Annotated in this window: 12 protein-coding genes, 1 tRNA gene and 1 pseudogene; 3 read left to right on the forward strand and 11 right to left on the reverse strand. The window is 41.7% G+C overall.

The annotated features are described in order from the left end of the window. Positions 1 to 685 precede the first annotated feature (685 nt). The 4 genes from ACWJAO_RS12515 to ACWJAO_RS12530 all read right to left on the reverse strand — a co-directional run bounded on the left by ACWJAO_RS12515 (position 686) and on the right by ACWJAO_RS12530 (position 6116). Positions 686 to 1537, reverse strand: a complete 852-nt coding sequence (locus ACWJAO_RS12515) for a PP2C family serine/threonine-protein phosphatase (RefSeq protein ID WP_449140497.1) — start codon at positions 1535 to 1537, stop codon at positions 686 to 688. A gap of 81 nt (positions 1538 to 1618) precedes the next feature. After that, positions 1619 to 2452, reverse strand: coding sequence for a CPBP family intramembrane glutamic endopeptidase (locus ACWJAO_RS12520; RefSeq protein WP_449140498.1), 834 nt, complete (start codon positions 2450 to 2452; stop codon positions 1619 to 1621). 43 nt (positions 2453 to 2495) lie between these two features. Then, positions 2496 to 3434: a bifunctional riboflavin kinase/FAD synthetase gene (locus tag ACWJAO_RS12525; RefSeq protein WP_449140499.1), complete on the reverse strand. Its 939-nt coding sequence runs from the start codon at positions 3432 to 3434 to the stop codon at positions 2496 to 2498. Positions 3435 to 3476: 42 nt separating this feature from the next. Then, positions 3477 to 6116: a calcium-translocating P-type ATPase, PMCA-type gene (locus tag ACWJAO_RS12530; protein WP_449140500.1), complete on the reverse strand. Its 2640-nt coding sequence runs from the start codon at positions 6114 to 6116 to the stop codon at positions 3477 to 3479. Positions 6117 to 6294: 178 nt separating this feature from the next. Here ACWJAO_RS12530 and ACWJAO_RS12535 point away from each other — a divergent pair. After that, positions 6295 to 6368 (forward strand) — tRNA-Ile (locus ACWJAO_RS12535). Positions 6369 to 6452: 84 nt separating this feature from the next. Here ACWJAO_RS12535 and ACWJAO_RS12540 read toward each other — a convergent pair. From ACWJAO_RS12540 to ACWJAO_RS12555, 4 genes are all read right to left on the reverse strand, one after another. Then, on the reverse strand, positions 6453 to 7286 hold the full coding sequence (locus ACWJAO_RS12540; protein WP_449140501.1) for a hypothetical protein: 834 nt from the start codon (positions 7284 to 7286) through the stop codon (positions 6453 to 6455). Positions 7287 to 7387: 101 nt separating this feature from the next. Next, positions 7388 to 8380, reverse strand: a complete 993-nt coding sequence (locus ACWJAO_RS12545) for an RES family NAD+ phosphorylase (protein WP_449140502.1) — start codon at positions 8378 to 8380, stop codon at positions 7388 to 7390. A 9-nt stretch (positions 8381 to 8389) separates the two neighbouring features. Next, positions 8390 to 9331, reverse strand: a complete 942-nt coding sequence (locus ACWJAO_RS12550) for a sce7725 family protein (protein WP_449140503.1) — start codon at positions 9329 to 9331, stop codon at positions 8390 to 8392. Then, positions 9313 to 10218: a sce7726 family protein gene (locus ACWJAO_RS12555; RefSeq protein WP_449140504.1), complete on the reverse strand. Its 906-nt coding sequence runs from the start codon at positions 10216 to 10218 to the stop codon at positions 9313 to 9315. Before ACWJAO_RS12555 ends, ACWJAO_RS12550 begins: the two co-directional genes overlap by 19 nt. A 411-nt stretch (positions 10219 to 10629) precedes the next feature. Here ACWJAO_RS12555 and ACWJAO_RS12560 point away from each other — a divergent pair, with 411 nt between their 5' ends. Further along, positions 10630 to 10743 carry a PD-(D/E)XK nuclease domain-containing protein gene (locus ACWJAO_RS12560; RefSeq protein WP_449140505.1) on the forward strand — a complete coding sequence of 38 codons (114 nt, stop codon included), beginning with the start codon at positions 10630 to 10632 and terminating at the stop codon, positions 10741 to 10743. 221 nt (positions 10744 to 10964) lie between these two features. Here the strand turns inward: ACWJAO_RS12560 and ACWJAO_RS12565 are convergent, their stop codons facing one another. The 3 genes from ACWJAO_RS12565 to ACWJAO_RS12575 are packed head-to-tail and all read right to left on the reverse strand — an operon-like array spanning position 10965 to position 12181. After that, positions 10965 to 11171 (reverse strand): hypothetical protein, encoded by a 207-nt coding sequence (locus ACWJAO_RS12565; protein WP_449140506.1) that lies wholly within the window; start codon positions 11169 to 11171, stop codon positions 10965 to 10967. Position 11172: 1 nt separating this feature from the next. Continuing rightward, positions 11173 to 11577: a hypothetical protein gene (locus ACWJAO_RS12570; RefSeq protein ID WP_449140507.1), complete on the reverse strand. Its 405-nt coding sequence runs from the start codon at positions 11575 to 11577 to the stop codon at positions 11173 to 11175. A 1-nt stretch (position 11578) separates the two neighbouring features. Then, complete coding sequence (locus ACWJAO_RS12575; RefSeq protein WP_449140508.1) at positions 11579 to 12181, reverse strand: hypothetical protein; 603 nt, start codon at positions 12179 to 12181, stop codon at positions 11579 to 11581. Between the two features lie 141 nt (positions 12182 to 12322). On the opposite strand from ACWJAO_RS12575, the pseudogene ACWJAO_RS12580 reads away from it, so the two are divergent. Then, positions 12323 to 12489, forward strand: a pseudogene (locus ACWJAO_RS12580) (IS1380 family transposase); the annotation flags it as partial. Positions 12490 to 12803: the final 314 nt, after the last annotated feature.

Genomic DNA, 12803 nt, shown 5'->3' on the forward strand with positions numbered 1-12803 from the left:
CCCATGATGGGAGCTTTTCCGTTCTTGTCCAATCCGCTCTTTTTGAGGTAGAGCAACACCTTGAATTTTTCGATTTTCATAACGCTTACATTTTGAGTGTGCAAATATAATCATTTTGTAAGCGTTCATTGATACGCAAAACATTGAGAATCAGTGCAATAAAATCCGTTGATGCACAAAGTTGCCTTTCCGCATAGTTACCTGTTTTGCATAGGTAACTGTGGCTCACGATTTAGTAACTGAACTACTTCAATATTCCTCACTCGCTTGCTTTATGGCGATTTGGCAACTTTGTGCAAATCTACTCATTCCCAACTGTTTACGTTCCAACCTCTCTTATTCTCCTTTGGCTGCTTTAGAGCTTTATGTTAATAAATGTAACTCATAGTTTTCTCCTCCAAAACTCACCGTATCTTGGGTCAGAAGTCATCGTTTTCTTCTTGGGAACACATCGCTTACCGGATAGAAATCCTTGCATTTCTTTATGATTTCATGCTAAAAAAATAACACGGACAAATTGAATTTGTCCGGACAAATTGTCCGAGCGCTCATAATTCACTGATTATTGGATAGTTACAAGCGTCCGGACAAATAAGCCGGACAAATTCAATTTGTCCGTGTTTTATTTTTCAGCCGAAATCAACCATTTTGTTTATTGCCAATAAACAAATTTGCGGCTTTTTATTTATTGCCAATAAACAAATCGGATATAAGTTCTATCATCGAAGCTCTTATTGCCCTCTACGATGCCCTTGGTAGCGATAAAGAAACGGATGTTCTGAGGGTCGTTGGCAATCTGCTCTGCCAATGCCGCCTCGCTCGCTGCCAAGGTTGGCTTCAGGAAAGGATAGCCATCGCTCGCCAATACTACTTCATTGGGAGATGAAACAGGCTTCGTTTGCTCTTGAAAGTATGTTTCAATGCTACTTGAAGCAGGTTTCATTTTCAACGCTACAACCTTCACTCCCTCCCGATAAATCGGAAATCCATCGATGACCGTATAGGTCTTATTCTGCCCCGAAAGCATCGCCTTGATAAGCAAGGGCTCTATTTGCTTTCTAGCCTCAGCAGGCGAAAGGCCCTGCTTTATCAGCTCTACCCTCTCTCGGGCAATCTTCTCCTCATAAGGCTTGCCGTTCTCATAAAGTTTTCCATCGATGATAGCCTGGCAATCGCCCACCATCCAGACCTCATTCCTTGTACGGCTATAAAGGATAACCGAAGCAGTAAGGCGCTCTTCCGGATGCTCCTTCAACCGCTCTTCCACCCCAAGCTTTTCATACACCTTATTATATATATACGCCGTAACGCCCTGGCAGAAATCATCTACCGAGGCATCCGCCTTCAGTTCCTCCCGGATATATTCCGAGATAAGCATCATGGCGTATCTTCCGTTCTTCATATCGGGATTGAGATGCTTCGGCGTCTTGCTCGTACTGCCGTCAATTACTGCGATGAAATCGTCGGTAATGACCATTCCATCCTCACAAGCCTCAGGACTCTTCTTACCTATAATACTGCTTTCTATAATTTTCATAAAATCTACTTATCTATCTGATTATATATCTGAAAAAAGGCTACCCATACAAGGTAACCTTTTTACTTGTTTATCTATCTCTTAAGCCTTTACTTTCTTCAATCTGATAATCATCTGTATGAAGCTTGGAATCATGATGCAGAGCGAGAAGCCTACAGCATAATACATGGTCTTCTCATCGCCATGGAAGAGGTCGATGAGCTTGCCATCGCTCTGAGGCATGATGTTGGACAGGACATATGCCATTGTATTGTTCACCCAGTGGAGCAGGATGCCCGGAACAAGACTCTTGGTGCGATAATACATCCAACCCAGGAGCAAGCCCAGCAGGAGGGCGTTGACAAACTGCGCTACATTGGCGTGAGCCAGACCAAAGATGGCAGCCGAAATCATGATGGCTACCCAATGGTTCTTCTTGCTCATGACGCCCAGCAGGGTGCGGAGAATAGCTCCACGGAACACTACTTCTTCGGCAAAAGGTGCCAGAACGCCGATAGCCACATAGCCCCAAGGCTCCTTCATGAGCGATGCGAATATCTGTTCGGTATTCTCATCCATCTCGATGCCTATCTGCTCATAGATAAACTCCAGAGGGATGATGGTTCCCAGGGTGAACAATGCCACCCAGAGAAGCGTTGTCCAAGGCTTGGAAAGCAGATAATCGCGGGTAAGCGGTGTCCACTTCGTCTTCAGGAAGATGACGAGGGTGATAACGTTACTGAACGCTGATGTAAGCGCCGTCAGGATAGGATTGCTGCCCGAACTGATAGCCTGAAGCGTTGTCTGGTAACCTTCACCCTTGATGCCTGCCCAGATTCCTACACCAGCACACATCACGATAATCTGTACTACTATAAATATAATAATGTAGAGGACGATATCCGTCAAACCTCTCTTTAAATTAATCTTTGCCATTGCTTTTACTGTTTATAATTAATAGTTTATAGCATTCTTGCTATCATTCCGCTTCCTTTTCGAAGAGATCCAGCACGGTCTGCTCATCCTCCTTCAGTTGCGCCGCCAACTCCTCGGGACTGTCAAACTTCTGTTCGCCCCTTATTCGTTTCACGAAGCTTACGAGCAAGAGCTGGTCGTAGATATCGCCTTCGAAATTGAAGATATGCGTCTCTAGCGTCAGTTGCTTGCCATTGAAGGTTGGGCGATTGCCTATATTCATCATTCCCCGCTTCCATACCACCGTATTCTCCAGTCTTACCTTTACGGCATAAACGCCAGGAGCAGGAATCAACTGTCCGAAATGCGAGATATCGAGATTGGCAGTAGGGAATCCGAGTTTTCTGCCTTCGTGGAATCCGTTCACCACCTTTCCGATGAGTGTATAAGGGAATCCGAGACAATGGGCAGCCATCTCCACTTCTCCCTCTTTCAGGAAAGAGCGGATGACGGAAGAAGAGATGTTGATGCCATCTATCTGGAAGGCTTCATTCCTGATTACCTCGATGCCCATCTCCTTGCCGTAGCGCACGTAATCTTCGAAAGTCTCCTCGCGGTTGTGACCGAAGCGATGGTCGTAGCCGATGAAGAGTTTCCTTACGTTGAGATGGTCGTGGAGCACCTGCTGCATGAACTCTCTTGCCGACATCGCAGCCATCGCCTTGTCAAAATGCAGCACCACGGCATTATCCACTTCCGTCTTAGAAAGCAGCAGCAGCTTGGAATCGAGCGTGCTCAGCATCTCCGGCTGATAATCCGTCTGCAACACCTTGCGGGGATGCGCATCGAAGGTGATGACGGTGGATTGCAAGCCATCCTTTCGTGCCGTCTCTACGAGATGATGAATCAGGAACTGGTGTCCCCGATGTACCCCGTCGAAGAAACCGATGGTTGCCACACAAGGCTGCAACTGCACGGTATCGTTATAATATATTGTATTCATACTGTCTTTATCGTTCATATTCAGAAGAAGAATTCCGATGGATTATCTTCTCTTTGCTATCATTCTCTTAAAAGCTCGCCACAGTTCGCCCGCCCAGAGCACAACAGAGGTGGAACCGATGATGAGCAGCCACTCGTGGAGCGACAATGGTGTGGTGCGGAACATTTCGCCACCAAAGGTTACGATAATCCACTGACCCACCAATACCAGTACAAGCACCAGCATCATTCCTCTATCTTTCAGGAAATGGCGGAAAGCAGTATGAGGGCTCATCAGCGCCTTGGCATTGAAGAGGTTCCAGAACTGGATCATCACGAAGGTGGTGAAGAACATCGTCAGCTCATGCACATCTACTCCACCCTTGCCTCTACGCTCGCAGTAAACCAGCAGGGCAAACATCACGAGGAAGAAGACGATGCCGCAGAACAGGATGCCGAAGCCAATGCTCTTGTTGATGATGAAATCGGATGCCTTGCGTGGTTTCTCCTTCATCACCTCGTGAGATGGAGGCAACGAAGCAAGCGCCAGGGCTGCGAAAGTATCCATGATGAGGTTGACCCAGAGAATCTGAGTAACCGTCAAAGGCATTTCGGTTCCGATGACAGAACCGCCAAGTACCAGCAGGAGGGCAGCCACGTTTACTACCAACTGGAAGAAGAGGAAGCGCTGCAGGTTGCGATAGAGCGAACGTCCCCACATCACGGCGTTGGCGATAGACTTGAAGGAATCATCGAGCAGGGTCATATCCGAAGCCTCCTTAGCCACGGAAGTTCCCGAACCCAGCGACAAGCCCACGTGAGCATAGTGAAGCGCCGGAGCATCGTTGGTACCGTCGCCTGTTACGGCAACCACCTCGCCACGCTTCTGGAGCATAGCAACCAGTCGCTGCTTATCTGTAGGACGGGCACGGCTCATCACTCGGATATCCTTCGCCCGCTCGTAAGCCTCTTCATCAGAAAGTGCCTCCCACTGTTCGCCCGTAATCATCTGCTGGTCGAGCGAAGTCATGGAGCCATCTGCCCCGATATTCTCAGGTTCATCTTCAAAAACACCTATCTGCTTGCCTATCTCCATGGCGGTAGCAGCCGTATCACCCGTTACCACCTTTACCTCAATACCCGCATGGCGGCACTCCTGCACGGCAGCAGGAACATCCGGACGGATAGGATCGGCAATGGCTGCAATGGCCTGCAACAGAAGGTCGTTGGCATTGAGAAGAGCTACCACTTCGGCAGTAGAGGTTCTGGAAGTTCTCATGATAGAAGCTTCTATCTTCTTATAGGCGAACGCCAGGGTTCTCATAGCCTTATGCTGCCACTCGTCGAGTTCTTCGGCTGACTGTCTCAGCATTCTATCTTCGATGATGCATTTCTTCATCACGATTTCAGGCGCACCCTTCACGAAGAGATAGGTCTCGCCATCAACTTCTGCCAAGGTTGCCATCATCTTTCTTTCGGTAGAGAAAGGCAACTGCTTGAGCACGTTCACCTGCTTGCGGAGTTCTTCATAATCCTTGCCCTGGGCATCGAGCCAGAGCAGGAGAGCCGACTCGGTAGGGTTTCCGATAGGTTTGCCGTCATTCAACTCAGCTGTAGAGTTGAGGGCAATGGCAGTATCGAGCAGCGCCTCATCGCCCTGCTTGAGTTCCAGGGCACTCACCTGCATCTTGTTCTGGGTAAGCGTACCGGTTTTATCGGTACAGATTACGGTAACCGCACCCATGGTTTCGCAGGCATGAAGCTTGCGCACCAGATTATTCGACTTCAGCATTCTTCGCATGTTGAGTGCCAGAGAAAGGGTAATCGCCATCGGCAATCCCTCCGGCACCGCCATCACAATCAGGGTAACAGCCATCATGAAGTATTTCAACACGATTTCTGCCATATAGAAATAATCCTTGCCGCCCCATGCCGGATTGGTGAGGATATCGTGAATCAGGAAGATGAAGAAGGCTGCCACAGATACTACAGAGCCTACCTTGGAAATCATCTTAGCCAACTTGTCGAGCTGCATGTGAAGCGGTGTCTCCACCGAAGTCTGCTCGGTAGATTTCTTCGCCACCTTACCAATCTCGGTAGCATCGCCCACGGCAGTAACCACGAACTCGCCCCTGCCATTCATCACCATGGTAGAACGGAGGATGACGTTGCGAGGATAGGCTCCATCGCCACCGCCTTCCAGAGATTTCTCGGCAACAGGTTCGCCCGTAAGGGCAGATTCGTTAATCTGCAGGTCGTTGCAGACGATGAGTTCTCCATCGGCAGGCACCTCGTCGCCCACTTCCACGAGCACTACATCTCCCACCACCACATCGTGGCGCGGAATCTCCATCACCTTACCATTGCGGCGCACCTTAATCGGCTGCTCTTCGCTGAGCGCCGTGAGCAGATTAAACTTCTTGGCAGCATCGCGCTCAAAGTAGAAGCCCACAGTAGTAGCAAGGAAAACAGCCACGAAGATACCAATGGTCTCCATGAAATTCTTTTCGATAAAAGCAAGGATGAGGGATACGAAAGCCGCCACAAGAAGTATCTGGATAATCGGGTCGCGATATTTATCCAAATACAGTTTCCATAATGAAGTACGTTGAGGAGGGGTGAGCACGTTCTTGCCATGCTGTTCCCTACTCTGTTTAACTTGTTCATCGGTAAGACCGATTCTTTTATTTTTGTCTATGTTCATTTCTGAATAGAAATACTTTTTCTTTTTTGTACGATTAATAAGTACATACGCACGTGTGCGCACATAATTTGGTGCAAAGATACGCTATTTTTCTGATTCTAAGAAAATTTTTAAGATTTTATTTGGTTATTTGCCCAAAATCTAGTATCTTTGCACTCGAATTTAATAAAAATTCAATGGACTTGTAGCTCAGTTGGTTAGAGCAACAGACTCATAATCTGGAGGTCCTAGGTTCAAGCCCTAGCTGGTCCACATTGAAAATCAAGCAGTTAAGCAGAAAACGCTTAACTGCTTTTTTCATTTTCAAATATCCTTATTAGAACACACCCAATTGCTTCATTTCTTATAAAACTTTATAGCCTTTATTCTTGTCTTGCCAGAATAAACTTCCACTAGATACACACCTGCAGGTAAGCTCTGCAAACTGCCAAAGCTATTTGCCGATAGTTTACGATTGCCATACAAATCCCTAACAATAAAATGCTTGTCATCTAACTGCAGGTTATGTATTCCGGCAACATTGCCATATGGAGGTAGCTCTAAAGTATATACATCCTTACCATATTTATTCTCTGCCGAAATATGTATCCAAGCATAATAAGGAGCAGTGATATTTGCAGATTTAACATGAGCACAAAACGACTCTTTGATTACCTGGCTTGACATAGCACTGCCGTATTCCTCTTCTACACTGATAAACAATTCATCGCTACCAACATATTCAACATCATAATACACATCATAAGAATCGTTCTTTGGCATATTACTAACGATTTTTACCACCTTTACATTTCTGATTCTAGGTTTTAATTCCAGAGTCAAATTATAAACACAAGATATTTTCAGTCCTCTCACCTCTCCCTCTAAAACTATCTTGGCATCAATATCACCATTGATATTGATATGATACTTACTGGCATCATCGATTTGAGGGATAGAGAACTCTTTCGTGTCACTTTCTTGAATGACAACATTCTCTTTCCCATCACTCGATGGCAAGATATACTTCCAACATATATGATCCAGATACGCAGCATCAGCACCACTGATATAAAAATCATGTCCTGCGTAGGAAGATGCCAAGCCCGTACTATCCATATCTCTACCTATAATTTCTACATCTTCTTTTCCCTCAACAGCAACTGATGATACCAGCAAAAGCACCAACAAAAATACTTTTTTATAGTTCTTCCCTTCATGACTTTATTATTTAAATAATTTCCGCAACACTATAAACTCTATATTTTCACAAGCAGCTGAACAACTAGAAGTTACTCCGAAATTTCTACTTTTTTAATTTCCTTGCTCACAACAGATATACAGTCAGCCTTATTTGCATCAAAAAGGACTAGATTTATACCACCTTTATGCAAAGAACTCTCAAAACGAATTCCATCTATACCATTCAACTTGCAATATTCACAAATCAACTGAGTAGGAACATATTCCAGTTCTGTATCATATCGTCTCAATGGTTTTGACAGGTCATGGCTTATCGCCTGCAGCAACTTCTGTTTTACAATAACATCAGACAAAGTTTCTGTTGCATTGGAGAATGCAACATATAAGCTCAACTTTGATGTAAAATCAAGAATATCCAGATTCTCTTTTACTCTAAACTGAGCTACACTCAACCTGTCTAGATACAAAGCTCTTACTTCATAATATGTAGTTTCTTCATCTTGACACAAATACAAATACGGAATTCCCAACGGATTTGCCCGTCCTGCCGTAGCCTTGTTATTAGGAGGACACGACATTTCTTTCGTTGACAGCTCTTTCACTCCAGAAGGTATCACTCTTGCCCTATAGAATATGCTTCCTTCTAATATTGAAGCATTAGATTCCATAAGATTCATTTCATCAAAAGCCAACAAATCAGCAAAGAAACGTCTTGATTCACGAACTTGTTTTTTAACTACATTCCACACGTTCAACTTATCCTCCATCAATGCTGAGTAAGAAACGTTATCATCAACTGAATAGCCATAGTCTTTCAATGACAAAAAATAAGATAAAACTTTCGTGCCAATTTCTACTGATGAGAAGATATCCCAATCCTGCTGAACTAAATCGGCAACTCTTGTTCCTGTTTCCGAAGGTTCGAACAAAGCCAACACTTCCTCGAAGAAATCAGAGAAGTATCCTATATCAAGCAATCGACCTTCTTGACCACAAACTTCACAGATTCCTTTGGTATCGGATTCATTACAAACCGCAACTTGCATTTCCACATCAACAAAACAATTCTTGCAAATTTTCATAATGCCCAATTATTCCGTTATTAACCTATCAATAAGTTCTAGATGATTCTTTATTGATAATTTCTTGATATAGCCTAAGCCTGGATAACCAGCAGAATCATTTGCTTTATCCACCAATTCCATAACAGCTGCAGTCTCAGTATACCCTCCATTTTTATAAAAAGGATCTATCTTAATTGCTGCCTCACGGAATTTTCCACGAATATTCGATTGGTCTAAGTTACTATCAGACACAAAATGATGAACATAAACCTCCTCATCTGATTTTTTGTAGGTCAAATGAATAGCAATTGCATACGGCAACATTCCTCCCTCGACAAAGTTCTTGGGAAGTGCGGTATAATCCGCAAAACCATAAAACCCACTGTCTTTATAATATAAGAAATCATCACTAAAGAACTCATCATCATTACTTGCATAATCAGCATTCTTATTCTGCGAGTTAAAATGGTCTTCCAACGAAATAACATTTTTGCCCAAGGCTCTCAGTTTAGCTATAGCAGAATTAGAAGAGTTACCATTAACAACATACCGGACTCTTTCGTTTGACAAGAAATTCATTATATTATTATCATGGACATTAGTTCCTTCTGGGAAAACAACCATCAATTTAGTCAGGTTATACTTCTCTGCATAAGCAAGCAGTATATCTGCATTATTCTTGTAAAAATATGCAGGTATCCAATGTTCTCTATCTTCTTGTAAGCATTTTAGTTTAGGCAGCATATAATTGTCTGCATTTCTCTTGAAATCTCCATCTTTCGGATTCAAGATAAGAGCAAAGCGCATACCATTTTTTATCATAGTTTCCAATGCTGAATTCAAACCATTAACCTGATTTTTCACTGGTTCTATGATAGGAACAATCTTAGCATTATTAGGGCTCATCTGAGAAAAGTCTTTCAATGCCAACAACTCATATTGTTTACCTCTTAAATATGGGAAATACATAACTTCAACTGCGATTTTATAGGATTATTTAAATATGTTTGCAGAATATCTATCTGCCCTTTAGAAAGTCCTAGCTGGAGGTACATTTGTCGTAACTCACGAGGAGCCTTTTTCAAAAGACACATATTATTCTTTCTCTTCTCTATTTCTTTCAAGAAATATTGATGTAACTTGTCTGGTGGCATATCATACAGTTTTTCCTCACAAGCCTCATACATTTCATAATAAGGCACATCAGGAAGTTTACCAAATTCTTCAATGACCATATTCTCATATTCTTTGGTACGTAGACACTTCATCATCATACCCGCATCTATATTCTTGTTTTCAACAGCAGGTCTTGCTTCATCCAGTTCCAAGACACCACCACGTTCTCTCATAAGGACTATTCCTATATAAGGAGGAATGTCCTTTTCGTAAGTTTCTAGCATATTTGCTGGTATAACAACATAACATAGCTGAAACACACGAGTGTAATCAACCAGCTGTCCTATTAACCTACGAGTTGTATCATACTCCGTCTTTATCTCAAAAGCCCTACTGTTTCCATTAAACATTGCTAAATCAACTATGGACTTTTGCATTCTAAACTCATTGAAAATGACGGTATTAGAATGGGCATATTTTTTTATCAATAGTTCAATAAGCTCATTCTTATAAACATATTCACACCTATAATTGATACTAATCTGACGATATAGATACTTTAAGTATGAAAAATAAGTTTTTTCTTTCTTTCTCTTACCATCATATCTGTCATGAATTGCATCAAGTCGAGAACAATCTCCATATTTAATAATGTCAGTAAACAAGGAACGACTGAATGCGGAAGAATAACTCCGCATTCTATCCATGATATTATATGTCTGTACGTCCTGTTTCATCATTTCATTATTTATATGGCAAAGATACTATTTAATTTTTATTCCTCCATGTTTTATCGCATAATTTATATTTTTTTCAACTTATTCAGCATATAATAGCTAGAAACTCCTTCATTTCCAACTTTAACACTCTTTATTTCTTCTAGAGCGCCATTTCCAAATTACTAGGACTTACAATTTAAGATATAAGAACACATCGCCAGAAAGAATGCATCTTCAAAGAGCACCCCCGTAATTCCTCTTTTAAAATTTGGTGGTTTCAATTATTTGCCGTATCTTTCCTCCCTGAATATGCAGCCATCTGCGGCATCACAGGGGAGGAGATAAAAGAGAACTTCAAGCCTGAACTTGAAAAAATGGCAGAAGTGAACGGATGGACTTTGCAGGAAACCCACGACAAGCTAAGTAGAACACATGCTTTCTACTGGCAGAAGCGACCTCATTGTCAAAACCACTCATCACATCTACGTAATAGAGTTGAAGTTGAGAAACAACGGAGGCAAGGAAGCTGCCATCAAGCAAATTTAAGACCGCCAACACCTGGAGCCTTTCAAGGCCGACAAGCGAGAGGTAGTAGGCTTAGGCATAGAACTAGACGAAGAAGGCAAAGGCGTTTTGGATTGGGAAATGGTAAATGAAGAATAAAGCAATAGGGGCATGTCGTTACTTGATACGGCATGCCCCTGATTTTCGAGAATGTCTTTACTTGATGTTTTGTAAAAATGGAGTAAAGACATTTGCTTTTTTCATTAATTCAAGAGAGGCATGACAGGGCATACCTCTTTTGCTTTATCGGCATAAGCCAAAGCTTCCTTATCTTTGCTTCTGTTCCATAGAACATTTGCAAGTTGAGTCAACAAATAGCAGTTATTTGGTGACTCTTCTAAATTCTTCCTCAACAGCTTTTCTGCTGCTGAGAAGGATTTGCTCTTTATAAGTTCAATCAATTTATCCATCTTACTTTGAACTATTTGATTCTGTCCCAAAAGGAAGCTGTATCTCTTCGTTCCAAAGTTTCTCAAACGCTTCCTTTGATATTGCATGAATATTGAGATTTCGATAATCATCCATAGTCATGTCATTATCACACCAATACCCCCAGTTTTCTTCAAAGGGAGCTTTGAACACCACCATGCCATTTTCTGCCACACCAACTTCTCTATTAGTATATTCTTCTACGTCATCATACTCTATGTACCATTCTTTAACGTAGTCAAGATTTTCCTCTAATGTAGGGTTAGCCTTCGGCACTAAATGGGTTAATAACTTAACTAAATGGGTTAATAACTTATTTGTTATCTTTTCCCAAAAGGTGGCTTTTTGAGCTATGGAATATTGATATTCTAATTTGAAATACAGCATTTTATCTCCAACTTTCCAAAATGTTTCTTTTCAACTCTCCCCAATTATCCTTTGCATACTGAAGCATTTGGTTATTAGGATGCTCATTTAATAATTTTAAAAGATATGTTTTTGCTGTTTTATCTCCATCACGTAAATATAATGCTTGAATTGTGTAAAAGGCCATATTCTCATCAAACTTTTGCTTTTGCGCAAGTTTACAAACAGACAGAACTTTTTCAAGATATATGTCCGCAGAATCTTTCTCATCTTCCTTGAGTTGTTTAACAGCCATAAAAAGAAGGCGTTGTGGATTGTCCTCTGGTAAGAGGTTCATTTCCATCTCTGCATTCTTCATCGCCTCTTCCTTACGACCTAAAGAATTAAGAATTATAGCACGATTATGATAACAAAGTCTTCTGCTGAAAGATGCAGTGTCTATACTCAGCAAACTATCAGAAAGGTTCAGAGCCTTTAAAAGCATAGCTGTATCATTATGCAAAGTTCCTTGTTGTATTAGACCAACGATACTATCACATAGTTTATTAACGTCAGATTTGTTCTGATTAGCTTTACATCCAATTGTCAATACCACAACCAAAACAACAAACAATACTTTCTTCATTTTATTCCTAATTTCCGCAACACTATAATTTAATGTTTTTATAAGCACCCGAGCAATAAAAAGTTGCTCAGGATTTTGTCATGTCAGAAATTCCACTTATCTTAGTGCTGCAAAATAAAAACAAATAAAACTCTGAATGACATGGCAAAAGTACAAATAAAATCTAAGAAACTTGCTCCTTTTGGAGGATTTTTTCGATTATGGAGTTATTTAATGCTCTTTTGGCTCAAACTATAGATTCCACCTTTTCCACCTTGGAATTGAGATGCACATTGTTTGGTTATCAATATAGTGAAATTCTACAAACATCTGGCATCCGCAAGATACAAATGGCTATTGAGTCCAAACACAAAGGACTTTCGGGTGGAGTCAGAGTCATCACTTCTTAGATTTACTGTAGGGTATACGCGCACACGTAAGAATGTTTTTTCTCGAAAAAAGTCTCAAAGTCTCATTTTTCAGGTAAATATCAGTTTATATATCTGATATATAACTATTACCTCAGTTCGGGATAAGAAATAGTGCCTAAAAAAGTTGGTAATCTCCGATATTTTTTGTATCTTTGTAGTTGAAATCCAATTAGTTACAAACATAAAAAGATATCATTATGGAGATTACCAAG

The sequence above is a fragment of the Segatella sp. genome, assembly GCF_977051555.1.

Bases quoted from the DNA above. Each gene is read 5' to 3' on its own strand.
- ACWJAO_RS12515 (WP_449140497.1), bottom strand. From the start codon at position 1,537: ATGAAAATTATAGAAAGCAGTATTATAGGTAAGAAGAGTCCTGAGGCT.
- ACWJAO_RS12520 (WP_449140498.1), bottom strand. From the start codon at position 2,452: ATGGCAAAGATTAATTTAAAGAGAGGTTTGACGGATATCGTCCTCTAC.
- ACWJAO_RS12525 (WP_449140499.1), bottom strand. From the start codon at position 3,434: ATGAATACAATATATTATAACGATACCGTGCAGTTGCAGCCTTGTGTG.
- ACWJAO_RS12530 (WP_449140500.1), bottom strand. From the start codon at position 6,116: ATGAACATAGACAAAAATAAAAGAATCGGTCTTACCGATGAACAAGTT.
- ACWJAO_RS12545 (WP_449140502.1), bottom strand. From the start codon at position 8,380: ATGAAAATTTGCAAGAATTGTTTTGTTGATGTGGAAATGCAAGTTGCG.
- ACWJAO_RS12550 (WP_449140503.1), bottom strand. From the start codon at position 9,331: ATGTATTTCCCATATTTAAGAGGTAAACAATATGAGTTGTTGGCATTG.
- ACWJAO_RS12555 (WP_449140504.1), bottom strand. From the start codon at position 10,218: ATGATGAAACAGGACGTACAGACATATAATATCATGGATAGAATGCGG.
- ACWJAO_RS12560 (WP_449140505.1), top strand. From the start codon at position 10,630: ATGCTTTCTACTGGCAGAAGCGACCTCATTGTCAAAACCACTCATCAC.
- ACWJAO_RS12565 (WP_449140506.1), bottom strand. From the start codon at position 11,171: ATGGATAAATTGATTGAACTTATAAAGAGCAAATCCTTCTCAGCAGCA.
- ACWJAO_RS12570 (WP_449140507.1), bottom strand. From the start codon at position 11,577: ATGCTGTATTTCAAATTAGAATATCAATATTCCATAGCTCAAAAAGCC.
- ACWJAO_RS12575 (WP_449140508.1), bottom strand. From the start codon at position 12,181: ATGAAGAAAGTATTGTTTGTTGTTTTGGTTGTGGTATTGACAATTGGA.